Origin of the sequence: Porphyrobacter sp. ULC335, assembly GCF_025917005.1 — a bacterium.
Lineage (GTDB): Bacteria > Pseudomonadota > Alphaproteobacteria > Sphingomonadales > Sphingomonadaceae > Erythrobacter.
In genome coordinates, this window is sequence record NZ_CP078091.1 from 3,146,256 (window position 1) to 3,169,779 (window position 23,524).

Here is a 23,524-nt window from a genome sequence, read left to right on the forward strand (position 1 = left end):
ATTGGACAAATCGCTTGAATGGTAGCGGAGGAGGGATCGCGCGCCCGTGCACACTGCCACGACACCCTGTTGGATCTTATCAATCGTGCGCCATGCCGAAATGGGACCGATAGCGGGACCAAAACGATATCATGCAGAATCATGCCAATAAATCAGATGATTATTTAAGCTAATGGCGGGCCGTGACCGATGAAGATGATCACTACGGCTTCGCTATAGCACTATGATAAAGTCACACTGCAACATGAGCTCGCGTGTATGCGCGCTCGATCTGACGGACACCCAAAACCGGACGGGCAGATTTCCTGATGATATGGCAAAAAGCGGAATTTCTCGAAACGACCCCCATGCGGACGTTTGCTTGCGAGCGGCGACGTCCTGAAAGCGGCCACGTGTTCATGGGCCCGGAACCGCTGTAATCGGAACTTTGCCGCCATTCGGCCTAAGGTCTTCAAGGGCTAAGCTCGTAACTCGCCGCTTGCTCTGATCTCCCACTGCCTCCACAAGCGTCCGCGAAACGCGAGGGAGAAAGAGATTGCTGTTCCACACAATGGTAGGCTCCAACGACATCGAGCGGTCGCGGCAGTTCTACAACGCGGTTCTAGGTGTTCTGGGAATGCCAGAGCCAATGAACAATATTGCCGGAAGCGGGCATATGCGCCTCTTCTACCCGAACCCGGGCGGAACAAACTTCATCGTCACTCAGCCGATCAACGATGAACCTGCCACCGTGGCGAACGGGGCTACGGTAGCTTTCTCGTGCAATTCGCCCGAACAAGTTCAGCAATTTCATGATGTGGCCGTCGCCAACGGCGGAACGTCAATCGAAGACGCTCCCGGCCCGCGGGAGTCAGCGATGGGGACGATCCACCTGACCTACGTGCGCGATCCTGACGGCAACAAACTTTGCGGGATCCACATCCCCGGATAGAGTCTCGGCTCCTCTTTCGACCGGTCCACCAAGCGATTGGGCGTTTGGTAGGGCCGGGGTCAACCCTCCCCACATATGGTCAGTCAGCTGACCACCCATTTGAAGTCATCCGCCGCAGCCCAGCGCGGCTCTGAAACCTGCCCGGCAGCTTCGACGGGTTTTCCGCCGGAAGCTGAAATTCTCATACCGACCCCGATGCGGTCGTTGCGGTGTTTGGTCGTTTCCTGATTTTCAGAGCCTAAGGAGTTGTGATAGCGTGTGAATTCGATAGTTTGGGAGACTTGGAATGCGTATCGCGGCACTTTCGCTGCTGGCGGTAGCCAGCCAAGCTTGTACGCCCTTGGAAGAGCCTCGGTCCGCACCGGTTTCACAAACCACCGTTACGGTCGATCAACGGATCGAGCTTATGGGTGTCATACAGCTTCTGTCGGGCTACTTCCTCGTCTCCTATCTCGATTCCGGATACAAGCGCGACGCAGCAAGCTTCTTTGCGGCTTGCTCTGAACATGCTGCGGTGAAGAAGTTTTCGGCGCTGTCCGCAAACGGGTTCGACTTCAACAATGTCCCTGAAGCCTTCATTTCCCTTTCGGAGCCTCCAGAGCTTCAGCCTCGGTTCCCGTTGGGCGACAGCGTTATTGCCAGCGCTGGCGGCGAGGAGAACCTTGCCGGCTTTTGGGCGTCAGCGCGTGATTTCGCGCAGGAATGTCGGTTCGAAGAGTTCTATGCCTCCCATCAGCCGGAATACGAGCGGATGGTCGCACAGACCCGACCAACGGTGGTGGCTTCAACGCGTTCCCTAGTCGCCTACCTGGGGATTCCGCTCGGTTCGACGCAAGTTATTCTAGGGCCACTTCTGCACGATGGCGGCTTTGCCTCACGCGTCGATGGCATTCGAGGACAGTCGGCTGCATTTGCATTTATCGGGCCGAACGCACTTACAGCGGGTTCTGTTGACTTCGGTGATGCCGCAAGGCTTCAGCCTCTGGTGGCTCATGAGTTCGCCCATACCGTGATTAACCCGCTGACGGCGCGTCATTCTTCCCAAGTGGCAGCTACTGAGGGGAACTTCGGCCAGCTTCGCGAGGCCATGCGTCGTGAAGGCTATGGCAGTTGGGATCAGGTCATCAATGAGAGCATAATTAGGGCGATCACTTCGCGGCTCACTGCTGCTGATCGGGGAGAAGAGGCTGCGAATGCCGAGGTCGCCGAGGAGGTGAGGCGCGGCTTTGTCTATGTCCCCGCACTGGTGGACGAGCTTCGCCGCTATGAGAAGAACCGCGACGCCATGGCTAGGATCGCAGATTTCTACCCTGAGCTCTTGGGTGTTTTCAGACAATCACCGGCAGCCCTATCGTCTTCAATAGACACCAACGGCAGCAAATAGGCGGAGGAGCCGCCAGAAGCACCGCGCCCGAGCGCACGCACCGGTCCTACGCATTGCAGATGCGCTCTAACTGACTGAGATTCGTCCCGATGGAGAGTAGCTTTGGCGACCAAGCATATTGTCATCTCTGGTTGCTCGGGGGCCGGCAAGTCGACAATCTTGTCGAAGTTAGGACGTGATGGGTTCACGATCGTTTCCGAGCCTGGACTGAGGATTGTTGAAGAGGAGTTACGAGGCGAAGGTCGCGCGCTGCCTTGGGTGAATAAGGCAGCATTTGCCGAGCGAGCCATCGAGCTTGCCGCTGCCGATAGGAAACATGTTGCGAGTGAGACTGGCTGGGTTTTCTTTGATCGCGGCTTGGTTGATGCAGCTGTTGCACTCCAGCACGCGACGGGTAAATCAATTCATGACACCCTCGCACCGTTCGAACGCTATCATACACGTGTCTTTTTGGCTCCGCCTTGGCCGGAAATCTACGCGACCGATGAAAGCCGTCGGCACGATCTCGCAGAGGCGATTGCGGAGTATGATCGCCTTGTGAGCGCGTTCAGCGAGCTCGACTATGAGACGATCATCGTTCCGAGGGACAACGTTAGCGAGCGCGCGAATTTCATCAAAGGCCACTTTACGTGAGTGCCACCCTTGGCACTGATGCGAGGCAATTATTCTGCCAGTCCGAGCGCGAAGCAGCCATTCAGCTCCCCACCCACGACCGGCCATGAGCAGGGTCGATGCGACATCCCGAAAGCGGCACGGCGGCTTGACCCCGGTCGCGAAAAATTCCTGCCTTTCAGCTACCGACCCCGTTGCTGCCATACAGCTGCGCGACTAAGCTGAGGAATGTCCAAGGCACTTTCGCCACTTTTGCTCACTGCAATCGAGCGATATGCGGCAGCGCGCGAGGCGAAGGCCGATCTTGCGAAGCCCATTGCCGATTTCATTGCGGCAACGGAAAATCAAAGCCCGGCATCCATCGCCGATGCAGATGGAGCGATTGCCTCAGCTGCGGGGCTGTGGAGCTGGTCTCAGAAGCTAAGCTGGTTTGATCGCAACGTCCTTGGGAAAAGGAGTGATCGGGATCTGCTGGATGAGGTTCCTGGGCTGCCGTTTCTCTTTCTGTTCCACAAAAACGGATTCCTGCGACAAGCTGCACTTGAGAGAATATCAGGCCCCATCCCCAATGCCTTTCTGGTCGCCGCTTTGGCGTGGCGTCGGAACGACTGGGTTCATCAGGTTCGTTCTAGCGCCAAAGCCTGCATGGATCGGTGCCTACCGTTCACTAGCCCCGACGTGCTATCCGTATTCTTTCTTGAGACGGCAGGGCGTAGGTCGACTTGGCGGCGCTGGTCGGACGCCGAGCGACAGTCAATGGATGCGCTCGTAGCTCGCCCGGAGGCGGTAGCAGAGATCGTGGCGCAGCTTCTCAGGCAACGAAACGGACCACTACCCTCGTGGCTGCGGTCTCTACTCCAATACGAATGGATCGACCCCCACCTCAAGCTGCTCGCAGTGGAGGCGAAAATTTCGGGAGTGCGCGCCGTCGCCCTACAAACCTTGGCGTATGGCTATGCTCGCTCAACTGACGGCTCAGGGGAGCGCTTCTGGATAGATAAGCCGATGGGAATTAGCGGTTGGCGGCCACGTGTCTGGCAGCGGGCTCTGACCATCCATTCTGATCGTTCTGAAGCGATTCGCAGCGGCCTGCGTGATCGCTCAACCGCTGTGCGAAAGGTCGCGCTTGAGGCAATCATCGACCATGCTTCACATGATACGGACCTTATCGCTCTGGCAGGGTCATTCCTCAATGATCGCTCCACCAGCATTCGTTCGAAAGCCGCATTCATTGTTGAACGGATGAAGCAAGCACACTGAACGATTTGTCCGCTTCCCACCCACGAGCGGCCATGAGCGAGGCGGATGCGCGATCCCGATACCTGCCGGGCAGCTTCAGCGGGTTTCTCGCCGAAAGACGAAATTCTGAAAGCGACCCCAAGTCAGACGTCCAGTTATGACCTGCGACTTTCTGAAAGCGGCCACGTGTTCATGGAGCTCGGATCAGCTGAAATTGGGACTTTCGTGCCGTTCACGGGCAACCTGCCACACGGCGAGTTTTGTCAGGAGGCGACATCGAGCGTTCACCCTCCTGATCCGCTTTTAAATCTCGGCCCTTACCGCGGCGCAACAAAGACCGTGGGATCAAAAAAAATCTCGAAGATGTTTCCCTCAGGGTCGGTCATGAAGATCGCGTTGCCGCCGCGCTGGGTGTCCACTCCGATACCTTGATCGTCGAAATAGGCTTTCCAGCGATCGACCTCGCCCCTGCTGTCCAGCATGAAACCGAAATGCGCGGGCATCTTCGTCGGTTGGACCGCCTGTTCGCAGGCGATCAGCCAGCCATCGCCATAGGCGAAGGCACCTTCGACCATTAATTCGAAATGACGGCCATACCATGCAGCAAGGGCATCAGGATCACGAGCAGGGATGCCCACGTGGTTGAGTGTGACCGCGCTTCTCTTCACGATATCAGTTCCTCAGCATCAAACTCGCAGTCCTCTGCTGCCGTCGTCATGGCGATTCAGTAGCGGGGCCGCCTAGCACACGTCTAAGCGCTCAGGCGGAGCGAATTAGTGGGCCTTGCGCGCAAGGATTCATTCCATCTGTGGGAATTTTCGCAACGAGGCCAGATCGGTGCCAAGCCATGATTGTTCCGCCGCGCGGCACGGAGTGTTTCCCCGTTGTGCGATTGTTGCTCCAACCCCGCAGCCCTACTTCTCGCCCATCAACTGAACGAGCGAGATTGCGATGCCACAGACCGGATCCATCAAAGCCGATGTCGTGATTATCGGTGCAGGTAGCGCCGGAATGTCCGCCTACAAGTCGGCGCGCAATTTCACAGACTCGGTCCTCGTCATCGAGGAAGCGCATTACGGGACGACCTGCGCACGGGTTGGCTGCATGCCATCGAAGCTCCTGATTGCTGCAGCTGAGGCAGCGCATCACGCCAATCACGCGGGCCGCTTCGGTATCCGGGTCTCGCAGGTCGAGGTTGACGGCAGGGCCGTGATGGCCCGGGTCCGCGCCGAACGCGACCGCTTTGTCGGCTTCGTTCTGGAAGATGTTGAAGGCTGGCCGGATGCCCACAAGATCAGCGGATCAGCCCGCTTCACTGCCCCCGACCGTCTGATGCTGGACGATGGAACCGCAATCGAAGCTGGGCGCGTGGTGATCGCAACCGGATCGCGTGCCGTTTGGCCTGCGGCATGGAATGCGCTGGGCGATCGGCTCATCATCAATGACGATGTCTTCGATTGGGATGACCTGCCGGCATCCGTCGCGGTGTTCGGCAACGGCGTTATCGGTCTGGAATTGGCTCAGGCGCTTGGCCGGTTGGGCGTGCGGGTCAAGCTGTTCGGGCGCAGCGGGCGGGTCGGCCCGCTGACCGATCCGGGTGTGACTGAGGCCGCACACGCTGCCTACGCCGCTGAATATCGCTTCTCGCCTTGTGCTGAAATTCTTGCTGTCGAGCGCCAGGGTGACCAAGTCGTGGTGAGCGAAAAGGTCGATGGCCGGGACATTGAGGAACGCTTCGACTATCTGATCGCTGCCACCGGCCGCCGCCCCAATCTTGACCGTTTGGGTCTGCAACATGCGGGCATTGCGCTCGATGAAAACGGCACACCAGTCAGCTGGGATCGCCGCACGGCCCGGATCGGCGAGAGCACCATATTCCTCGCCGGCGATGCTGCGCCCGATGCGCCGCTGCTGCATGAAGCCTCGGATGCCGGACGGATCGCCGGGGAGAATGCCGCGCGCTTTCCCTTCGTGGCGCCGCGCCATCGCCGCACGCCAATCGGCGTGGTGTTTTCTGACCCGCAGATCGCCATGGTCGGACAAAGTCACGCGCAACTGAGGCAGGCCAAGGCGAGCTTCATCACCGGCTCGGTCGATTTCACCGGGCAGGGGCGTGCCCGCGTGGCGAAACGCAATGTCGGCAGGCTCAACGTTTATGCCCACCCTGTAACTGGCAAGTTCCTCGGGGCCGAAATGGTTGGTCCGGCAGCCGAACACATCGCCCACCTGCTTGCCTGGGCGGTCGAGGCCGACCGTTCGGTCCAGCAAATGCTCGACAGCCCCTTCTACCATCCGGTGATCGAGGAGGGAGTGCGCACCGCGCTGCGGGCCGCCCGTGATGCGATGCATGAACGCTCGCCCGCGCATCGCCCCTGCCTCGACTGCCGGCCCGCCGCGTGATCGTGAGCGGCCTGCGCCTCGTCCCCCCACAGCAAGGATAGAACCCCTGACCAAGCTAGTTGCCATAAACGGCTTCGGCCGGATCGGACGCCTTTTGGCCCGGCTCATCCTCGAACAGCGACCGGAAGGCATCGCGCTTGCAGCCATCAACGACATGATGGACCCGCACAGCTGCGCAGCGCTCTACAAACGCGACAGCGTGCATGGACCTGCGGCGGGCGAGGTTGCATTCGGCGATAACTGGATCATGGTCGACGGCCACCGGATAGCCGTGACCCGCATTCCCGATCCGGCAGCGATGGATCACCGAGCTGTCGGTATCGATCTTGTGATCGAAGCGAGCGGCCAGTTCACCGACCGCAAAAGTGCCTCGGGCCACATCGCGCGCGGTGCGCGGCGGGTGCTGATCTCCGCGCCTGCAAAGGACGCCGACATAACCGTGGTGCAAGGCGTCAATCACGGCTTGCTCCGCCCGGAACACGCGATCGTGTCCAATGCTAGCTGCACGACCAATGCCCTCGCCCCGATTGCGGCCGTGCTGGACCGGATGATCGGCATTGAACGCGGCCATATGACTACCGTCCATTCCTACACCAATGACCAAAGGCTTCACGATCAGTATCACCCCGATCTGCGGCGCGCGCGCGGCGGGGCAATGTCGATGATCCCGACCTCAACGGGCGCCACCAAGGCCGTGGCAGAGGTGCTTCCGCAGCTTAAGGGCAAATTGTCCGGTGCTTCAATCAGGGTGCCGACGCCGAATGTCTCGCTGATCGACTTCGTTTTTCACGCGGCACGGCCGACGAACGAACACGAGGTCAACGCAATCCTTGCCGACGCGGCTGCCGGCTCAATGAAAGGGATACTCGACACCACGGATGAGCCGCTGGTTTCGGTCGATTTCAACCACAATCCGGCGAGCGTCACGGTCGACTTGGCAGAAGCGAAAGTGACGGACGAACGTCTTGTCCGCGTTGTCGGCTGGTATGACAATGAATGGGGCTTTGCCAATCGCCTGCTCGAAACGGTCAGGCAGATGGCGCTCCAGCTTTAGCCTCGTTTCGTCACCGCCCCGGACAGAGGCCAAGTCACGGTCCGGGGCAGCAACATCAAATTCACGCATGCTGGGCTGTTCGCCCGGCTATTGCACAAGACAGCGGAAACACGGCTCATCCGTATCAAGGGTCGATCGCTCGCCTTGCAGAATGAGATCAAGCTGACCGCGCTCCTGCAGCAATGAAAGCTCGTCAGCGCCGCCGATCCCGACACCGCCGATGAAGCTCTGCGGCACGGATCTCCGGCCTTGCGCACGCCTGACCATGGTGTCGAACAGCTCGGGATTGTCACTGACGCTATGTTCCAGAAAAGCTGCGCCTTTGCGCTGCAGGATCGCCTTGGCCATCTTGCAATAGGGGCAGTAATCCTTGGTGTAGATTTCAATTTCGGGCATCGGATATCTCCTAGAAAGACTTGTTCGGACGAGCGGCGGCAACAAGCGGCCACACGATCCACGGGAACGCGGCGAGGAAGAACAGGCCCTGGAGCGCAAAGGCGGCAGGGCTGTCAGGGAGCAGAAAGACCCCCGCGCCATAGGCAAGGAGCGCCGCTGATCCCTTGCGATAGCGCTCGGTCCAGCTCGGGTTTTCGCGCTTGAGGCAATCGACGCACAGGTCCATCATTCTGCCTCCCCAAGCACCATCGCGGGCTGGCCGCACTTCGACGAGGGATCGTCCATGGCTATTCTCTTTCGGCTGGCGCGCATTGTCGTTCCCGAGAGGCCGGAAGCGTGAATGGGGCAGCGCTTGATCAGGCCAATCTATCCATTCGCCGGGCGATGAGAATGCGGGCCTATGGCAATGATCCATTGCGCCTGTGACAATGGTGGCTGCCTGATCCGCTCCTGATCCGCCCATGACCGTGGCGTTCCATTCTCCGGAATGATCTGCTGCACCGTTTCGCCGTTCTGGCGCAGCGTCGCGCGGATTACTTCACGCCTGAACCCGCAAGGCGCGGTCCATGCGAGCAGGAGCCTTCCGATGCAAAATCATACAGATGGGCTTATTGCAGCCTTGGCCGGCTTTGTGCTGACAGGTGCGGTGATGGCACCGCCGGTGCTGTCGGCGCGTGCCGAAAAGGCAGACCGGATTGCTGCCTATGAACAGGTATTGGGAAGCAGCACCACGCGCTTCGGGAGCGACCGGGCCGGCAGGCTCGCCAGCGCGCTTCGCGACAGTGATAATCGCGATGAGGCACGCCAGCAGATCGTCGCTGACCAACGCAAGGGCTCACAATGAAGTGGGGCGAACCAGCAGGCGTAACGCCGGCCTAGCAATCGTCCAGACTGGCCAGCATCGCTGTGATCAGGTCGCGGCCTTCGGTCAGGCCCGTGAAGCGCCGGGCGATCTTGCCGCCTGCAAACAGGATCATGGTCGGCACTGATTGCACTGCAAACAGCGCGGCCAGTTCGGGGTTTCGCCCGGCGTCGACCTTGAAGATCGTGGCCGTTCCGCGAAACCGGGATGCGAGCGCATCCAGCATGGGGGCCTGCATCTGACACGGGCCGCACCCGCCCGCGTAGAAACTGACGAGGACGGGATGATCGGCATCGATGACGGCGGCTTTGAAGGCCGAGGGGCTGAGTTCCACCGGCATGGCCGCGCCTACAGCCCCAGATCCGACAGGCCGGGATGATCATTGGGACGGCGTCCCAGCGGCCAGCGGAACAGGCGATCCTCCTCGCGGATCGGGTGTTCGTTGATGCTGGCGAAGCGGCGGCGCATCAACCCGTCTTCGACGAATTCCCAGTTCTCGTTGCCGTGGGCGCGGAACCAGTTGCCGCTGTCATCGTGGTATTCATAGGCATAGCGCACCGCGATGCGGTTTTCGGTGAAGGCCCACAGTTCCTTGATCAGCCGGTAATCGAGCTCCCTCGCCCATTTGCGTTCAAGAAACGCCTGCGCCTCGGCGCGCCCGCGGGGAAACTCGGCGCGGTTCCGCCACGCCGTATCCTCGGTATAGGCAAGCGCCACCTTGGCGGCATCGCGGCTGTTCCAGCCATCTTCGGCCAAGCGCACTTTCTCGCGCGCGGTTGCTTCGGTGAAGGGGGGAAGCGGCGGACGGGTCATGGCAGGCTCCATTGGCTGGGAATGAAAAAGGACCGGGCGGGGTAAAGGGGGGGGAAGCCCCGCCCGGTCAGCATGCGGATGGAATCGGGGGGAAGCATCCGCGCATGGTCATCGGGAGAGAGAGGGGGGATCCGATAACAACTGCAAGTTAGAGGTCGGCGGCTGGACCGAGAACCGCGGAAGCGCGAAAGGGATTATTCCGCGCCGAGCAACGCCGCGAGTTCGTTTTCCAGTTCAGCAATCCTCGCGTCGCGCTGATCGATCGCCTGATGCACATCATCGGCATGAAACATCTGCGGAATGTGCTGCGGGCAATTGGAGTCCCACGCCTCGACATCGAACAGGATGACCTGCTCAGGCAGCGCGCGGTAGCCTTCGGGCATCAGGCTTTGTTCGAGCGCGGCATCGCCCTCAACCGCCCGTGCGGTGCCCCAGATCTTGATCCGCTGGCGATGGGCGTAATCCATCAGGAAGATATAAGCCCGAGGGTTCTCGGAGAGGTTGCCGGTGGTAATGAACTGCCGGTTGCCCTTGAAATCGGCGAAGGCAAGCTGGCGCTCTCCGACCACGTGCAGGAAGCCGGGCGGGCCGCCGCGATGCTGGATATAGGGCTGGCCCTCCTTGCTGGCCGTGGCGAGGTAGAAGCTGCGGACGCTGGCGATGAAGGCCGCAAGATCATCCAAAGACTGGCCCATCTCCATCCCTTCGTAAATGGCGCGCGATCCCTTGCGCACCTGGGCGGCCTTGACCGCGGGCGTGAACGCCACATCGACAGGGCGCTGGGTCATGCCGTCGGAACCTGCGGCGCGATCTGCCAGGTCGCATCGGGACGAGGCACGCGCATCTGGGCGCGGATTTGGTCAGCAACCGCCTTCGAGGTCAGGTCGCGTAGCAGCGCAAAGGCCACTTCGATGGCTGTGCCAGGCCCGGTCGATGTGATCAGCTTGCCATCTATGACGATCGCCTCGTCAATGAACTGCGCGCCGTAGCCTTCAAGCTGGGCTTTGCGCTGGCCGCCCACCTGATGATAGGTCGTCGCCCGCCGCCCGCGCAAAATCCCTGCCGCACCGAGCGCGAGCGACGCCACGCAGACCGATGCGACCGTCTGGCCGCGCGCCTCGAAATGGCGGATCACCGCAAGGAACGGCTCGGACAGAGCGTCCTCGTAAAACCCGGCACCGTCAAAACCACCGGGCACGGCCAACGCATCGAAGCTGTCGAGGTCGAGGTCGGCGACTAAAGCGTCGGGAATAACCGAGAAGCCGAAAGTCGCGCGAAGGCGCGGCCGCAAGCCTGCCGAGACGAGTTCGATCGGCTCATCACCGTCGATATTCGCCCAGCCCAGCACATCGGTAAATCCGGCTGCTTCGAGCGGTTCAAAGCCATCGGCCAGCAACAGGAGTACTTTCTTCGCCATTAATTCTTGTACCTTGATGATGAGGTTAAACGTCGAGGATCAAGCGGTCTCCGCCGCCCGCTGAAGGGTCGGCAGGGACGGCGCAGCAGATTAGCGCCTTGTCGGCATCAACCTTGGCAGATGGGCGCGATGCATAGGTCACCTTGCCGGTGAGCACCTTCACCGCGCAGGTCCCGCAAGAACCGCCGCGGCAGCTATATTCGGGCGTCAGGCCGCGTGCTTCGGCAAGGTCAAGTAGGCTTCCCGAAGCGGCATCCCAGCGCGCTTCCTTGCCCGATTTCATGAAGGCCACCGGCACCGGCTTTTCGGCAATCGGGGGCAAGGCGTCCACGCTGGCCGGTTCGCCGCGCTTCAATGAGGCCGGGCCAAAGGCTTCGGCGTGGATCCGCGCATCGGCGACGCCAATGTCGCTCAGTTGATCGTACAGCCCCTGCATGAAGGGCGGCGGGCCGCACATGTAGAAATCATAGGCGTCAAACGGCAGGGTTTGACGGAACAGGTCGGCGCTGATGCGTCCCTCGGAGTCATAATCGATGCCGGGCGCCGCGCCTTCGGTTAGTTCAAGCAGCCGGATCACCCGCACCGCGCCGCCCGCCTGTGCCACCAGCGCGGCGATCTCCTGATCAAACGCCCGCTCTGCCAGCGAGCGCGCGGCGATGAACATGAAGGTCTGCCGGATGCGGCGTTTGCGCAGCCCTTCGAACACGATGCTGCGCAGCATCGCCAGCATCGGCGTGATCCCGACACCGGCGGCGAGCAGAACGGCAGGGCGGGCTTCGAGCGGATCGATGACAAACCCGCCCGCCGGCGCGCGCGCTTCGATCATGTCGCCCACCGCCAGATCATCGTGCAAGTGGTTCGAGACGAGCCCTTGGCGCTTTACGCTGAGGCGGTAGAAGCCGTCGGACGGCGCGGTGGAGAGCGTGTAAGTGCGCAGCACGGGCTCGGCGGCGGCATCGGGGCGCACGCGGATCGGCAGATGCTGGCCCGCTTCGTGGGTGACGATGCCCTTGCCGTCGGCAGGTTCGAGATGGAACGAGCGGATGACACTGCTCTCATCGACGATCCGTGCGATCCGGAACGGGCGCCAGCTGTTGCGGAACTCTTCGGCCTCGATCCGTGCGGCGGCCTGCTGCCAGTCGCCCGTCATCAGATTGTTGGGTGACATCCCACCCGCCTGCATCACAAAGCGCAGTGGCAAGGCTTCGGGCCGCAGCACCACCTTGCGCGGGCGGAACACCCACAGCCGTTCGGCCCCCTGGAAGGCGGCGATCTCGTCGGATTCCAGCACCAACTCGGCATCACCGGTCAGGTGCAGCATGTCGCCGGTTTCAAAGTCGGGGAAGATCAGCCCCGCCTTGGGGTTCAGCAGGAAATTGCCGAGTGTGTTGAAATGGAGGTTTCCGGCAAAATCCGGAATGGTCAGCGAGCCATCATCGTTGATGCGCACGAAGCCGGGCTTGCCGCCGCGGTGCGAGGCATCGACGTGGCGGCCATCCGCGTCATCGACATAGGATGACACGAAGAACGTATCGGCGGCGCTGATCATCGCGCGCACTTGGCGGCTATCCATGTCGAGCGTTTGTGCGGCGGGCACAGCGGAAAAATCATCGGGCTCGCGCACGAAGGCGAAGTCGCGCAGCTGGATATATTGCGGGCAATTGCCAAAGGCGTGTTCGACCGCGATGGCAAAGCCTTGATCGGCTTTCTGGCGCATCGTGCCGTTCATGCGGTTGCGCCGCCGGGTATGAAGTTCGATGCCGAGCAGGCCGACTGCGGCGTCATCGGCCAGCGATGCGGTTGCCGGGTCCTGCGGATCGGGCTTCGCCGCAAAGGCGAGGCGCTTGGGATCGGGGCTCGTCATGAAGCCGGGTCTGCCGGTCAGCAGCGTCACCCAAGCATCGCCCGCCGGATCGACCGAACCGAGCACGATGAAAGGAAGCTGGCGGTAGAAGTCGCGGTGCTGGTCCGGCATGGAGTCGCGGATCACGCGGCGACCGAAAGCCTCCATGCGTTCGGCGACCCCAACGGTGTTTTGCAGCGCAACCTCGCCGCTATGAAACGGTGACGGCGTCTGTGTCATCTCTCATCTCCCCCGGAATGCGGTGCTCCGGGGCCGCCCTTGGGCAGCCCCGGTAGCCGTTGGGTCAGGCGCGAAGGCCCACGGCGTTCTTGGCGAATTCGACAAAGCCGGGGAGCGCTTCGATCCGGGCCAGCCACGCGTTGACATTGGCGTAGGACGAAAGGTCGACATTCCCCTCGGGCGCGCTGGCGATGTAGCTGTAGAGCGCGATGTCGGCGATCGTGGCGTGGTCGGCGGCGATCCATTCGCGGCCATCAAGCTCGGCTTCGATCAGCGCTAGAACCGCATGGGCGCGGGCGATCACCTCTTCGGCGTTGAAGCCGGCCTTGAATATGGTGACCAGACGGGCGGCACCGGGGCCAAAAGCGATCTGGCCAGCCGCGACCGACAGCCAGCGTTGCATCCTTGCGGCGCCCAACTCGTCTGCCGGCAACCAGTCGGTGCGACCGAACTTTTTGGCGGTATAGATCATGATGGCATTGGAATCGGGGATGAATTCGCCATCATCTTCCAGCAGCGGCACCTGACCGAAGCGGTTCTTGGCGAGATATTCGGGCGACTTGTGTTCACCCTTGGCGAGATCAACCTCGACGATTTCAACGTCAGCGCCGATCAGCGACAGGAACAGCCGCGCACGGTGGGCGTGGCCGGAAATGGGGTGGGAATAGAGCTTCATGGTCGTGTCCTTTGGCAAGAGCAGATGACGGGCGGCCATCCGGCGAGCCATCAAATGCGCTCACCGGGGCGCGATCAGAACCGTTGAACGCTGCAAGGCACTATTCCGCTGAATGCATTTATCAGCTAGATCTGGGCCGATTTCAGGTTGGGGGCGGAAATTATGTCGCGTTTTCATGCGATGCAGGTGTTTGTCAAAGTCGCCGAAACGAGCGGCTTTGCCGAAGCCGCGCGGCAATTGAACATGAGCCCCCCTGCCGTCACCCGCGCCGTGGCATCTCTGGAAGACCAGATCGGCGCGCGGCTGTTCACCCGCACCACCCGGACGGTGAAGCTGACCGAGGCCGGCGTCCGCTATTTCGACGATTGCCGGCGCATCCTTGCCGATGTCGTCGAAGCTGAGGCGGCCGCTGGCGGTTCTTACGCCAAGCCCACCGGTGTCCTGACCGTGACGGCATCCGCTCTGTTCGGGCAGGATTACATTACCCCGATTTTGACCGAATATCTCGACCAGAATCCCGAAGTGAATGCCCGTGCTCTGTTCGTCGACCGGATCACCAACATGGTGGACGAGGGGATCGATGTCGGCATCCGCATCGGCGACCTGCCCGATTCCAGCTTCAGCGCCATCCGCGTCGGCGCGGTGCGCCGGGTGGTGTGCGGCGCGCCGAGCTATTTCGAGCAGCACGGCGTGCCCAAGCATCCCGCCGACCTTGCAAAACACAGGATCATCGTCAGCACGGCATCATGGGCCTCGCTCGACTGGCGCTTCGGCGGAGAAGGTAAGCCGGTGGTGCGGATCGCGCCGCGACTGTCGTTCAACACATATGGCGCTGTGCTCAAGTCTACCATGCTGGGCTGGGGTCTGGCGCGGCCTTTGTCCTACCAGATCGGCCAAGCTCTGATCGATGGTGACTTGCAGACGATCCTGTCCGAGTTCGAGGAAGAACCCCTGCCGGTCCATGTCGTCCACCCCGAGGGCCGCCGGGCATCGGCCAAGGTCCGGGCCTTTGTGGATCTGGCGGTGGAGCGGCTGCGCGCCAATCGCTCGATCAACTGATTTATTCCATTTACAGGAACAATATCTTCCATAATTGCCCAATTATCGTCGCGCAATGACCGGCCTATCTCCAGCCCACCCCAACAACGGGATCCAACTGGAGAACAATCATGAAGTCCCCTCTCATTTCGATTGCCGCGCTTGCCGTCTTGGGCGCCGCTGCGGCGCCCGCCCATGCCGATACCTTCGACGGCCCCTATGTCGGTGTCACCGCGGGCTGGGAACGCAGCGAGATCGCTGATCGCATCGATGCCCAGCCGATCACCCGTGAAGCCTCACGCGATGCGCTCGTGCTCGGCGGCTATGCCGGTTACAACCTCAAGGCAACCGACCGGATCGTCATCGGCGCCGAAGCCGGTTTCAGCGCGGCTGTCGATGACCAGAACCGCGCGGCTTCGGCTGGCAAGTCGCTGACCATTGATCCGCGTTACAGCTTCGATCTGTCTGCGCGGGCCGGCTATCTCGTGACCGACAAGGCGCTGGTCTATGTCCGCGGCGGCTATGCCAACACCCGCGTCCGCACATCGCTGGATGGGCTCACGGGCCCGGTGACCGCGTCGGACAATCTCGACGGCTGGCAGGTCGGCGGCGGTCTCGAATATGCGATCTCCGACCGTATCTCGGCCCGTGCCGAGTACCGTTACAGCGACCTTGGCAGCAATGGCGGACAATATGACCGCCACCAGACGCTTGTCGGCGTGAGCTACAATTTCTGACGCTCACTGAACATCCCTCCCGTCCATGAACCCCTATCCGCAATGGCGGCCGGATTGCCGGCGCGCCGTTGTGGATAGGGTCGGGGAACAACCATGTCCCAGATCACCCTCGCCATCCGGCACGCTCCCCATTCGGAGTGGCTGTTTCGCTGGCAGGCGACCGTCATCGCCGCTCTTGCCGGTGGGTCGCTGACCGCCGCGTTGCTTAACCTCGGCGCTGCCGTGGCCCTCGCCGTGACCCGATCCACCATGTCGCAGGTTTCCGTCGCGCGCGGGCGGGCCAACCGCCATGCCTGACCCGCTTCATACCCGTGTCACAGCGCAGCTGAAGCTCGCGCTGCTTGGCGATTGCGGCTGCCACAAGACCCTGACCCAGCTGGAACGCGAAGCCCGCCAATCGGGTCTGACAGGCGCAGAGATCGACGCCGCCATTAGCGGACGCAGTTTCGAGGCGCGAACGGCGGCTGCCGTCGCCTTTGCCTGCGCCATGAAGACAGGCGACGATGACTGTATCCAGCAGGCTCGCACACGCGCGCTCCAGATCGGCGTCACGACCGAAGAACTGCACGCGATTGCCAAGGAGGCGAAGCGGATTCTGGCGTCGAAACGGCAATGATCCGCCTGCTCGCAAGCTTGTTCCCGTCCCGCGCGCCCGCTGCAGCCCTGAGCGATGATCCGCTCGGCGAGCTTCTGCGCGGCGCGAGAGACACCGACGTGGCGCCCGAAGTTCTCCTGCAAATCCTGTGACCAGACCCGATAGATGGAGTATGCGATGATCGAAGTTTTCACGGCCAACACACCCAATGGCATCAAGGTGCCGATTGCCCTTGAAGAGCTTGGCGTCCCCTATGATCTGAGAACGATCGCCTTGGGTTCAGCCGATTTGCGGTCTGCGGAATATCTCCGGATTAACCCCAATGCAAAGATCCCGGCGATCCGGCACCTTAACGGCGGTGATGGGCCTGTCACGGTGTTCGAATCCGGCGCGATCCTGCTCTATCTCGCCGAAGCATTCGGCGGCCTACTGGGCACCGCGCCGGCCGCGCGCGGACAGACCCTCAGCTGGCTGTTCCTGCAAGTGGCGGGGCTAGGGCCGATGATGGGTAACGCGGCGCATTTCCGCGCGATGAGGTCACCCGATCCTTACACCATCGGCCGCTTCGAAGGCGAAGCTGGCCGGCATCTTGCTGTGCTCGAAACGCATCTGCACGACGTGGAATGGCTCAATGGCGAATCCTACTCGATCGCGGATATCGCCCATTTCTCTTGGGTGCGCAGTGCCGGCTATGCGGGCTTCGAACTCAAGGAGTTTCCCATCCTCGACGCGTGGGTCCAAAAGATCGAGAATCGCGCTGCGACTGCGCGGGCCTTGGCGAGGCTGGGCTGACGCTGCCGGCGTGCGGCATTGAACGGTGAACCTAGACCTGCGCGGCGCGGAACCACGCAGCGTCAGGGGTCGGAACGCGCATGCGGACGCGCAGCTCCTGCGAAAACGCGGGCGAGGTCAGCACTTCCAGCAGCTTGAGCGCGAGTTCGATGCCGGTGCCGGGGCCAGTCGATGTCATCAGGTGGCCATCAATGACCAGCGGCTCGTCGACGAAGATGGCGCCGTAACTTTCTAGCTCGGCTTTCCGGGCGCCGCCGGTCTGGTGATAGACTGTCGCCCGCCTGCCTTCGAGCACGCCGGCTGCGGCGAGCGACAGGGCGCTCACGCAAACCGCGGCGATCGGCGCGCGGCGCTTGTCGAATTTGCGGATGACATCGAGGAACGGTTCGGACAGCGCCTCTTCGTAGAAACCGGCATCGCCGAACCCGCCCGGAATGACCAGCGCATCGAAATCATCGGGGTCGATTTCGTCCAGCAGCGTCTCGGGGATAACATCGAAGCCGAATGTTGTCGTTATTGGGCTACGCAGCCCGACAGAGAGCTGATCGAAGCGGATCTCGCCATAAATTGATGCCCAGCCGAAAACTTCGGTGAAGCAAGCTGCCTCCATGACCTCGAAGCCGTTGGCCAACAAAATCAATATCCGCTTCCGCATCAGCGCCCCCACTGATTGAACCGATCATTAGCGATCTCCGGCAGAGGAGTGCTTACCGCAGCGTTGATGCATCCGACCAGCGCAATTTGGCAGCGAGTTCCGATAGCCGCCCGCACATAAGGCCGTCGCGAGGACCTGTTGGTCCCCTTCAGTTCCATTCCATACATTGAACCCGCGCGAACAGGTTGGCGCCGAACAGCAGCTGAAGTTTTCGAAGTCCAGCTTGTATGATCGCTTTCGGGCCACGCTGGACAATGGCCTATGGATCGTGATCAGGGCGCGAAAGTGACGGTCCGCTTCAGGGCATCCAGACGGCAGCCTCTAGCAAGAGCAGACGTTGACGTTGGCTGATCTTAACGACTGCACGTGGTCGGGAGGCGACGCATCATTCGGCTGGGATCAACGGCAGCTTTCGCGTTCTGTCACCCGAAAGCGGTCAGGCAGCTTTCCACCCACGAGCTGCCATGAGCCGGGCGGAGGCGGGATCCTGAAAGCCGCCCTTTTGCGAGCATGCGCCTGGGGCCGTGTAGACCGTTATTACAGTGCCTCGGCGTGCCCAGCGCGATGTGCTTGGCTCGGGGCGCGTTCTTTCTTCCTGGCCAATCAAGGCCATGGAGAAAGATGATGACTTACTCTCACCTCGACCCTGCTATGCAAAGCCGGGTCTCATGGAATGCCGGCAGAACCGTCGGCACCAAGCGGCCGCTTACCCAAAAGCAGATTTGGGCGATCCGGTTCTTCCTCGATCGAGAGGAGCGGCTCCGCGATCGTGCCCTGTTCGACCTGGCGATCGACAGCAAGCTGCGGGGCTGCGATCTGGTGAAGCTCAAGATCGGTGACCTCGTGGCCGGATCTGAAGTCCGCGACCGCGCAATGATCATTCAGCGTAAGACCGGTCGACCCGTGCAATTTGAAATTACCGCTGACACCCGCTCGAGCCTCGCGACATGGCTTCTACGACGGGGCGGCACCATGGATGATTTCGTGTTCCCAAGCAGAATACAATCCGGCCAACCGATGAGCACGCGGCAGTATGCCCGGCTCGTCGATGAATGGGTCACCGCGGTCGGGTTGCGGCGTGAAGACTACGGCACTCACTCCATGCGGCGCACCAAAGCGGCCATGATCTACCGTACGACCGGAAATCTGCGGGCGGTCCAAATTCTGCTCGGCCACTCCAAGATCGAGAACACGGTCCGGTATCTCGGAGTCGACGTGGAGGATGCTCTTGTCCTGGCGGAGCGCATCGAGATCTGACAATACAGGCGGCCGTCGGGCATACTCCGATGGCCGCTTTTGTCGAAGTCTGACTATCACTGAACCGGCAACAGGTGGGTGGTTAGCCGACATCCCATTGGAGCATCGAGGCATCTACAATCTCGGCTCCCATGTGGCGAATAAACGCGGCGCGTAGATCGTCTTTGTGCGCCTGCCATTTGTCAGGGTCTTCGGACGGGTCCATTCCTTCTGCAAGAAACAACCAATCTACGAATTGGTCTGCGCTCACAGGACCTGCTTCTGGAATGAAGTTATCGACGTGGGATGGCTTTCCATTAACAATCCCACCGCACCAACCGCATTCCACGCAAACTTCTTTCTGAAGCGCATTATATGACGGGTTGCCACTCATTTAGCTACCTGACCATACAAGCAAATTGTCCGCAATGGGGTCGGTTGCTGAATGTCGGCTGCTGGCGAGAAACGCGCAGAAGCTGACTGGCAGGTTCCGTCACCATAAGCCGAACGGCAGGAAGCTGCCTTCGTTGAGAAAAATCTGCCATTCAGGTTCCGACCCCTAAGCGGAAATTGCGAAGATCAGTTCGTGAGCAAATCGGAATCGGGCGACAGGCTGTAGGCTTCAGCTCTTGATCGGTCGATCCGGTAGCCTTGACTAGTCATAACTAGATCGCGAGGCAGCGGGAGGCCTCCACGAGGCAGAACTGGAAGTGCGTTTGCATCCGGCCACCGCTTCATGATCAATTCCAGCGCTGCTTCTCGAAATTGCGCCTCCATTTCAGGTTCACGGCCCTTATTGAAGGTCGCCCAAACCCTTCTACGATTTGTCAGATCGCTCACGCTGCCGACCAGTTGATCATCGTCATCCCCTCGCCAAATCGTAATGATTGGTATCAGGCGATCATCCAGGTCAGGCGCACCTGTGCATTCGGGATGCTCGGCAGTTCGACCAATATTTTCATCGACATGAAGACCTTGGTGACTACTCGCCAGAGAACTCAAAAGCTTAGCGAGTGCAGACTTATCCTCTCTGTCGTCGATAGGGATTTCGACTGCTGCAACATAATGTAATGCTTCCCGATCAGCAGGTGTCGGAACACAACTCGACAGACCGATGCAGGCAAGCAGCAACGCAACGATTTTTCTCATTCAGAGATCTTACGCTATCGACAACCTTTTGAAACGTCACAAAACCACCCATCATCTGCCATGAGCGGGCAGTCGCCGCGATCCTAGAACCTGTCCGGCAGCTTCGATGGGATTCTCGCCAGAAGCGGAATTTCTCAAAGCGACCCCAATTCGGTCATACATAAAGGGCGGCGCTGACTGCCCGGTCACAGGACAGGGGCTCTCACCTAACGGCTTCTGGCCCCATGTCAGTTAATGCGCGCGCGTAGTTGCAAGGTGAACTGCCCTTGCGGTCCGCCGTTCGGCAGGCCGCCCTTGGGGTTCACGCAGACGTGCCGGACAGCCGGATCGTAGCCTCCGACAGGACTATAGGTGCATTGCGCTAGCGATGAAGGCGCAGCGGCGGCATTTGAATAGCGCAGGTCGGTGGCAGGTGTGAACGTCAGCAAGGGCGAGCCGCTGGTAAAGCCGACTACCCCTCCCAGCGATGGCGTGACCGCGTTGAAGAAGGCATTGGCCGGATCGATCGCAATCGCCACAAACACCGTATCGGGATCGGTGCTGCCGGTGCCACCATTGCTGATGGTGGTGGTGACAAGCACGTCGTTGCCGGGGGTGAAGAAGGCGTCGCCTGCAGGCGGTTCGAACAGTTCGGTTTCCATGGCGACGCTCAGCGCCGCGACGCCATCAGCCGTGGCGACAGCGGAGAATTCCGACGTGATATCCCACTCGCCGCCCGCCGTGCGCCGGGTGGTGGTGGCGGAAATGGCATCACCAATGCTGACCGGTTCAAGCGTGGTGAGCGTGCCGGTGTAAGTCTGCACACCGCCCGCGTGAGTGATGTCGACATGGCCGAGATAACGCTCGCCCTCGCCAAAACCGGTCGGGTCCGCGGCGCCGCTGGCGAAGAATTCGATGCGGTAGCCGCTGGCAGCGGCCGGGACGTCGAGGGTGAAATTGTAGCGCAGCTCGTTCGGACCGATCGCCACGGCGCGGATGGCCTCGGGGAAGTTCAGTAGATCATTGGACCCGGCATCGCCATCGCCTGCATCATTGGGGGTGATCCAGTTTTCCTCCAGATCAATGCCCAGCAGGTCGTTATCGAAGATGCGGTTGCTGACCAGCGCTGCTCTGGTGTTTGTCTGGAAAGTGACCCCGAATCCGGCATTGTTGCGGATGGTGTTGCCGATCACCTGAATATTGCTGCCGGTGGATTCCATCCTGATCCCTGAATACAGGCCATTGGCGATGATATTGCCCTGACCCGGCGCAGAGCCGCCAATCAGCACGTTGGAATAGTTGCGGGTCGGGCCACCGGTGAACAGCAACGGCTCAACCCCATCGGCGGGAATGATCGCCGCGCCATTGGCCCCCACGCCCATGGTGTTGCCCTGAATGGTCACGCCGGTAGCGGTGCTGTCCCAAAACTCAATCAGCGCGCCAGCGTGCCCGCCGATCACATTGTTTCTAATGGCGACTCCGCTGAAATTGCCGAGGCTGAAGGCGACCGCATCTTTGGTGAAAGCATCCGATCTTGAGGCATTGGTGAGCGCGACATTGCCGCTGGAATCCGTCCCGATGAAATTGCCATTGATGGTAAGATTCGACACTGTGCCCCCGCTCAAGATCGCTTGAAAGCCATTGCGGGCGATGACATTGCGGCCATTGGCAGTGCCGTTTCCAATGGTGACATTGCTCACACCTCTCAGGAATATTGCATGGTTCTGGTTCTCGAACGTGCCGCCGGCGATGCTGACCGCTCCGATCGTGTTGCCATGGATGGTCGCATTGCTCGATCCATCGATCACGGCGATGCCGGATAAGCCGTTGCCGCCGATGACATTGCCAAGACCTGCAGACGCGCCGCCGATCGTCAAACCGTTTACGGCGGTGGCGATTACCCCGTTCTGGCCAGACCGCGCGATGACATTGCCCTGAATGGTGATGTTGGGCGTGTAGTTGAGCGATATGCCCTGATCATTGCCGGTGATGGTGTTACCCGCGCTGGTCGCATCGCCGCCGATGAGCACGTTGGCAATGCTGCCCGAAGGAAAGCGGATGCCGTCCCCGCCATTGCGCAGCAGCGCGGACAGGCCGCGGGTAAAGCCGATGATATTGCGCTGGATGCGGATGGTGTCGGTGGACGGGCTGATCTGATCATCGGTTTCCAGCACGAGCGCCGAATTGGCGTTTCCGGAAATGAGATTGCGGGTGATGTCGCGCCAGGTGGCGGTGCCGAAGAAATTGTTGATGCCGCTCGCATTGGCTCGACTGGTCATCCCGGTCGGGTCAGTGCCGATGAAATTGCCCTGAATGGATGTGTCGGTGCTGCCCTGTTCTGTTACCACCCCGACGATCGAATTGGCCGAGATTACATTGCCCTGACCTGCATTCAGTCCTCCGATCCGCACGCTGGCCCCTCTGACGAGAGCGCCTCGGGTATTGCCGCTGCTGGTGCCATTGGCGAGCAGGCCGAGGTAATTGCACTGGATCGTGGCATTGCTGCTGCCCGCCAGAGTGATGATGGCATTGTCGAAGTTGGTCAGCGACAGGCCTCTGATAGTCTGGTTGGTGCCGCCCAGTTGAAAACCGTTGAACCCTCCGCCGCGCACATTGACCCGCAAGTCATGGCCGCTTCCGGCCCACAGATCGCGGCACTGGGTGCCTGACTGGGTGGTGCCGTCGATGGTCAGGCCGTTGGTCGTGAGGTTCGGCAGGACAGACGACAGGGTGATGGTGTGCGGCCCGGCGCCGGGAATGGCGAAGCTGATTGTGGCGGCCTCTGCCGGTGCCGCGTTGGCGTCGATCACCGCCTGCCGCAGCGTGGCTGTCCCGGTGTCGGCGGTGCTGGAAACGACGAAGATCGCGCCCGTGCCGCTACTGCTGGTCTGCGGTGTCAGGTACAGATCGGAGCGGAGGAAGGTCCCGTTGTCGAGCAACGAGTAGGTATCGCAGATTTCCAGCCGCCATGTCCCCGCGCTGGTCTGTCCGCTGAATACCGAAAGCGGTGCATCGGGCCTGAAGTTGTTCTGGTAAGGCGGCACGCCTGTCGTCGAGTGATTGCCGTCGGGATTGTCGGTGTTGACGAGCTGCGTCCCGCCGTCATTCAGTCTGACGTTGAAATTGTCGCCCGCTGCCGCGCCATTGCCGTTGACAAGCTGTTGCCGCGTGCCTGCCGGTGACTGAAGCGTGATGCTGATATCTCCGCGCCATGAATGGCTCGCCAGCACGCCGAGATCGACGTCTCCCACCACGAAGTTGCTCGTTACCGTGAAGTTCCTCACCAGCGGCAGCAAACACGTCGTCAGCGAATTGATGCCGCCGCTGGTGGTATTGCTGAAGCTGCGGGTCGATTGCGCTGCCGCCGGTGCGAAGGCCGCCGCGCCATAGATCAGCGCGACCAGAACCAGCCGGCCCACGCAGATGGCAAGGGCGCGCGCGATCCGCCTCACGGGGTGTTTCCCCCGTGTGTGAAA

The 23,524-nt window shown here is 61.0% G+C and carries 27 protein-coding genes; 14 read left to right on the forward strand and 13 right to left on the reverse strand.

Annotation, left to right across the window (positions count from 1 at the left end):
- The first annotated feature begins 535 nt into the window (after positions 1 to 535).
- The 4 genes from KVF90_RS15075 (at position 536) to KVF90_RS15090 (ending at position 4,187) form a co-directional block, all read left to right on the forward strand.
- The gene (locus tag KVF90_RS15075; RefSeq protein ID WP_054118497.1) at positions 536 to 931 is read left to right on the forward strand and encodes a VOC family protein; all 396 of its coding nucleotides are present in this window, start codon (positions 536 to 538) and stop codon (positions 929 to 931) included.
- Between the two features lie 286 nt (positions 932 to 1,217).
- Complete coding sequence (locus KVF90_RS15080; protein WP_264392386.1) at positions 1,218 to 2,315, forward strand: DUF4932 domain-containing protein; 1,098 nt, start codon at positions 1,218 to 1,220, stop codon at positions 2,313 to 2,315.
- A 102-nt stretch (positions 2,316 to 2,417) separates the two neighbouring features.
- On the forward strand, positions 2,418 to 2,948 hold the full coding sequence (locus tag KVF90_RS15085) for an AAA family ATPase (RefSeq protein WP_264392387.1): 531 nt from the start codon (positions 2,418 to 2,420) through the stop codon (positions 2,946 to 2,948).
- 207 nt (positions 2,949 to 3,155) lie between these two features.
- Positions 3,156 to 4,187: a hypothetical protein gene (locus KVF90_RS15090; RefSeq protein WP_264392388.1), complete on the forward strand. Its 1,032-nt coding sequence runs from the start codon at positions 3,156 to 3,158 to the stop codon at positions 4,185 to 4,187.
- Between the two features lie 296 nt (positions 4,188 to 4,483).
- Here KVF90_RS15090 and KVF90_RS15095 read toward each other — a convergent pair whose 3' ends face one another.
- Positions 4,484 to 4,834: a VOC family protein gene (locus KVF90_RS15095; protein ID WP_264392389.1), complete on the reverse strand. Its 351-nt coding sequence runs from the start codon at positions 4,832 to 4,834 to the stop codon at positions 4,484 to 4,486.
- 283 nt (positions 4,835 to 5,117) lie between these two features.
- On the opposite strand from KVF90_RS15095, the gene KVF90_RS15100 reads away from it, so the two are divergent.
- Positions 5,118 to 6,566 (forward strand): dihydrolipoyl dehydrogenase, encoded by a 1,449-nt coding sequence (locus KVF90_RS15100; protein WP_264392390.1) that lies wholly within the window; start codon positions 5,118 to 5,120, stop codon positions 6,564 to 6,566.
- 46 nt (positions 6,567 to 6,612) lie between these two features.
- On the forward strand, positions 6,613 to 7,620 hold the full coding sequence (gap, locus tag KVF90_RS15105; protein ID WP_264394545.1) for a type I glyceraldehyde-3-phosphate dehydrogenase: 1,008 nt from the start codon (positions 6,613 to 6,615) through the stop codon (positions 7,618 to 7,620).
- An 87-nt stretch (positions 7,621 to 7,707) separates the two neighbouring features.
- Here the strand turns inward: gap and grxC are convergent, their stop codons facing one another.
- Together grxC and KVF90_RS15115 are read right to left on the reverse strand one after the other, a co-directional pair.
- Entirely contained in the window at positions 7,708 to 8,016 is a 309-nt protein-coding gene (gene grxC, locus KVF90_RS15110; protein WP_264392391.1) for a glutaredoxin 3, read from the reverse strand.
- 10 nt (positions 8,017 to 8,026) lie between these two features.
- On the reverse strand, positions 8,027 to 8,245 hold the full coding sequence (locus tag KVF90_RS15115) for a hypothetical protein (RefSeq protein WP_264392392.1): 219 nt from the start codon (positions 8,243 to 8,245) through the stop codon (positions 8,027 to 8,029).
- 258 nt (positions 8,246 to 8,503) lie between these two features.
- On the opposite strand from KVF90_RS15115, the gene KVF90_RS15120 reads away from it, so the two are divergent.
- Positions 8,504 to 8,860: a hypothetical protein gene (locus KVF90_RS15120; protein WP_264392393.1), complete on the forward strand. Its 357-nt coding sequence runs from the start codon at positions 8,504 to 8,506 to the stop codon at positions 8,858 to 8,860.
- Positions 8,861 to 8,891: 31 nt separating this feature from the next.
- Here KVF90_RS15120 and KVF90_RS15125 read toward each other — a convergent pair whose 3' ends face one another.
- The 6 genes from KVF90_RS15125 to KVF90_RS15150 form a co-directional block, all read right to left on the reverse strand.
- On the reverse strand, positions 8,892 to 9,218 hold the full coding sequence (locus tag KVF90_RS15125) for a thioredoxin family protein (protein WP_264392394.1): 327 nt from the start codon (positions 9,216 to 9,218) through the stop codon (positions 8,892 to 8,894).
- Between the two features lie 8 nt (positions 9,219 to 9,226).
- Positions 9,227 to 9,691: a nuclear transport factor 2 family protein gene (locus tag KVF90_RS15130; protein ID WP_264392395.1), complete on the reverse strand. Its 465-nt coding sequence runs from the start codon at positions 9,689 to 9,691 to the stop codon at positions 9,227 to 9,229.
- A 194-nt stretch (positions 9,692 to 9,885) separates the two neighbouring features.
- Positions 9,886 to 10,479 carry a pyridoxamine 5'-phosphate oxidase family protein gene (locus KVF90_RS15135; protein ID WP_264392396.1) on the reverse strand — a complete coding sequence of 198 codons (594 nt, stop codon included), beginning with the start codon at positions 10,477 to 10,479 and terminating at the stop codon, positions 9,886 to 9,888.
- The gene (locus KVF90_RS15140; RefSeq protein WP_264392397.1) at positions 10,476 to 11,108 is read right to left on the reverse strand and encodes a DJ-1/PfpI family protein; all 633 of its coding nucleotides are present in this window, start codon (positions 11,106 to 11,108) and stop codon (positions 10,476 to 10,478) included. The genes KVF90_RS15135 and KVF90_RS15140 overlap by 4 nt, the downstream gene beginning before the upstream one ends.
- A 25-nt stretch (positions 11,109 to 11,133) precedes the next feature.
- Positions 11,134 to 13,191 (reverse strand): FAD-binding oxidoreductase, encoded by a 2,058-nt coding sequence (locus KVF90_RS15145; RefSeq protein ID WP_264392398.1) that lies wholly within the window; start codon positions 13,189 to 13,191, stop codon positions 11,134 to 11,136.
- Between the two features lie 64 nt (positions 13,192 to 13,255).
- A complete protein-coding gene (locus KVF90_RS15150; protein WP_264392399.1) occupies positions 13,256 to 13,867 on the reverse strand; it encodes a glutathione S-transferase family protein in 612 nt (203 codons plus the stop codon).
- Between the two features lie 162 nt (positions 13,868 to 14,029).
- On the opposite strand from KVF90_RS15150, the gene KVF90_RS15155 reads away from it, so the two are divergent.
- From KVF90_RS15155 to KVF90_RS15180, 6 genes are all read left to right on the forward strand, one after another.
- Positions 14,030 to 14,926, forward strand: coding sequence for a LysR family transcriptional regulator (locus KVF90_RS15155; RefSeq protein ID WP_264392400.1), 897 nt, complete (start codon positions 14,030 to 14,032; stop codon positions 14,924 to 14,926).
- A 110-nt stretch (positions 14,927 to 15,036) separates the two neighbouring features.
- Positions 15,037 to 15,642, forward strand: a complete 606-nt coding sequence (locus tag KVF90_RS15160; RefSeq protein ID WP_264392401.1) for an outer membrane protein — start codon at positions 15,037 to 15,039, stop codon at positions 15,640 to 15,642.
- A gap of 93 nt (positions 15,643 to 15,735) precedes the next feature.
- Positions 15,736 to 15,939, forward strand: a complete 204-nt coding sequence (locus tag KVF90_RS15165; protein WP_264392402.1) for a hypothetical protein — start codon at positions 15,736 to 15,738, stop codon at positions 15,937 to 15,939.
- On the forward strand, positions 15,932 to 16,258 hold the full coding sequence (locus KVF90_RS15170; RefSeq protein ID WP_264392403.1) for a hypothetical protein: 327 nt from the start codon (positions 15,932 to 15,934) through the stop codon (positions 16,256 to 16,258). The genes KVF90_RS15165 and KVF90_RS15170 overlap by 8 nt, the downstream gene beginning before the upstream one ends.
- Complete coding sequence (locus KVF90_RS15175) at positions 16,255 to 16,389, forward strand: hypothetical protein (RefSeq protein ID WP_264392404.1); 135 nt, start codon at positions 16,255 to 16,257, stop codon at positions 16,387 to 16,389. Before KVF90_RS15170 ends, KVF90_RS15175 begins: the two co-directional genes overlap by 4 nt.
- A 25-nt stretch (positions 16,390 to 16,414) precedes the next feature.
- Positions 16,415 to 17,029 (forward strand): glutathione S-transferase family protein, encoded by a 615-nt coding sequence (locus KVF90_RS15180; RefSeq protein WP_264392405.1) that lies wholly within the window; start codon positions 16,415 to 16,417, stop codon positions 17,027 to 17,029.
- Between the two features lie 31 nt (positions 17,030 to 17,060).
- Here KVF90_RS15180 and KVF90_RS15185 read toward each other — a convergent pair whose 3' ends face one another.
- Positions 17,061 to 17,669 carry a DJ-1/PfpI family protein gene (locus KVF90_RS15185; RefSeq protein WP_264392406.1) on the reverse strand — a complete coding sequence of 203 codons (609 nt, stop codon included), beginning with the start codon at positions 17,667 to 17,669 and terminating at the stop codon, positions 17,061 to 17,063.
- Positions 17,670 to 18,308: 639 nt separating this feature from the next.
- On the opposite strand from KVF90_RS15185, the gene KVF90_RS15190 reads away from it, so the two are divergent.
- Positions 18,309 to 18,941 carry a tyrosine-type recombinase/integrase gene (locus KVF90_RS15190; RefSeq protein ID WP_264394547.1) on the forward strand — a complete coding sequence of 211 codons (633 nt, stop codon included), beginning with the start codon at positions 18,309 to 18,311 and terminating at the stop codon, positions 18,939 to 18,941.
- Between the two features lie 82 nt (positions 18,942 to 19,023).
- On the opposite strand, the gene KVF90_RS15195 is transcribed toward KVF90_RS15190, so the two are convergent.
- From KVF90_RS15195 to KVF90_RS15205, 3 genes are all read right to left on the reverse strand, one after another.
- Positions 19,024 to 19,314 (reverse strand): hypothetical protein, encoded by a 291-nt coding sequence (locus KVF90_RS15195; protein ID WP_264392407.1) that lies wholly within the window; start codon positions 19,312 to 19,314, stop codon positions 19,024 to 19,026.
- 185 nt (positions 19,315 to 19,499) lie between these two features.
- The gene (locus tag KVF90_RS15200) at positions 19,500 to 20,069 is read right to left on the reverse strand and encodes a hypothetical protein (protein ID WP_264392408.1); all 570 of its coding nucleotides are present in this window, start codon (positions 20,067 to 20,069) and stop codon (positions 19,500 to 19,502) included.
- Between the two features lie 227 nt (positions 20,070 to 20,296).
- On the reverse strand, positions 20,297 to 23,500 hold the full coding sequence (locus KVF90_RS15205; protein WP_264392409.1) for a right-handed parallel beta-helix repeat-containing protein: 3,204 nt from the start codon (positions 23,498 to 23,500) through the stop codon (positions 20,297 to 20,299).
- Positions 23,501 to 23,524 lie beyond the last annotated feature (24 nt).

Coding starts and splice junctions, on each gene's coding strand:
- KVF90_RS15155 (WP_264392400.1), top strand. CDS start 14,030: ATGTCGCGTTTTCATGCGATGCAGGTGTTTGTCAAAGTCGCCGAAACG.
- KVF90_RS15090 (WP_264392388.1), top strand. CDS start 3,156: ATGTCCAAGGCACTTTCGCCACTTTTGCTCACTGCAATCGAGCGATAT.
- KVF90_RS15125 (WP_264392394.1), bottom strand. CDS start 9,218: ATGCCGGTGGAACTCAGCCCCTCGGCCTTCAAAGCCGCCGTCATCGAT.
- KVF90_RS15160 (WP_264392401.1), top strand. CDS start 15,037: ATGAAGTCCCCTCTCATTTCGATTGCCGCGCTTGCCGTCTTGGGCGCC.
- KVF90_RS15135 (WP_264392396.1), bottom strand. CDS start 10,479: ATGACCCAGCGCCCTGTCGATGTGGCGTTCACGCCCGCGGTCAAGGCC.
- KVF90_RS15080 (WP_264392386.1), top strand. CDS start 1,218: ATGCGTATCGCGGCACTTTCGCTGCTGGCGGTAGCCAGCCAAGCTTGT.
- KVF90_RS15115 (WP_264392392.1), bottom strand. CDS start 8,245: ATGATGGACCTGTGCGTCGATTGCCTCAAGCGCGAAAACCCGAGCTGG.
- KVF90_RS15175 (WP_264392404.1), top strand. CDS start 16,255: ATGATCCGCCTGCTCGCAAGCTTGTTCCCGTCCCGCGCGCCCGCTGCA.
- KVF90_RS15190 (WP_264394547.1), top strand. CDS start 18,309: ATGACTTACTCTCACCTCGACCCTGCTATGCAAAGCCGGGTCTCATGG.
- KVF90_RS15170 (WP_264392403.1), top strand. CDS start 15,932: ATGCCTGACCCGCTTCATACCCGTGTCACAGCGCAGCTGAAGCTCGCG.
- KVF90_RS15130 (WP_264392395.1), bottom strand. CDS start 9,691: ATGACCCGTCCGCCGCTTCCCCCCTTCACCGAAGCAACCGCGCGCGAG.
- KVF90_RS15180 (WP_264392405.1), top strand. CDS start 16,415: ATGATCGAAGTTTTCACGGCCAACACACCCAATGGCATCAAGGTGCCG.
- KVF90_RS15195 (WP_264392407.1), bottom strand. CDS start 19,314: ATGAGTGGCAACCCGTCATATAATGCGCTTCAGAAAGAAGTTTGCGTG.
- grxC (WP_264392391.1), bottom strand. CDS start 8,016: ATGCCCGAAATTGAAATCTACACCAAGGATTACTGCCCCTATTGCAAG.
- KVF90_RS15165 (WP_264392402.1), top strand. CDS start 15,736: ATGTCCCAGATCACCCTCGCCATCCGGCACGCTCCCCATTCGGAGTGG.
- KVF90_RS15100 (WP_264392390.1), top strand. CDS start 5,118: ATGCCACAGACCGGATCCATCAAAGCCGATGTCGTGATTATCGGTGCA.
- KVF90_RS15145 (WP_264392398.1), bottom strand. CDS start 13,191: ATGACACAGACGCCGTCACCGTTTCATAGCGGCGAGGTTGCGCTGCAA.
- KVF90_RS15150 (WP_264392399.1), bottom strand. CDS start 13,867: ATGAAGCTCTATTCCCACCCCATTTCCGGCCACGCCCACCGTGCGCGG.
- KVF90_RS15140 (WP_264392397.1), bottom strand. CDS start 11,108: ATGGCGAAGAAAGTACTCCTGTTGCTGGCCGATGGCTTTGAACCGCTC.
- KVF90_RS15120 (WP_264392393.1), top strand. CDS start 8,504: ATGATCTGCTGCACCGTTTCGCCGTTCTGGCGCAGCGTCGCGCGGATT.
- KVF90_RS15200 (WP_264392408.1), bottom strand. CDS start 20,069: ATGAGAAAAATCGTTGCGTTGCTGCTTGCCTGCATCGGTCTGTCGAGT.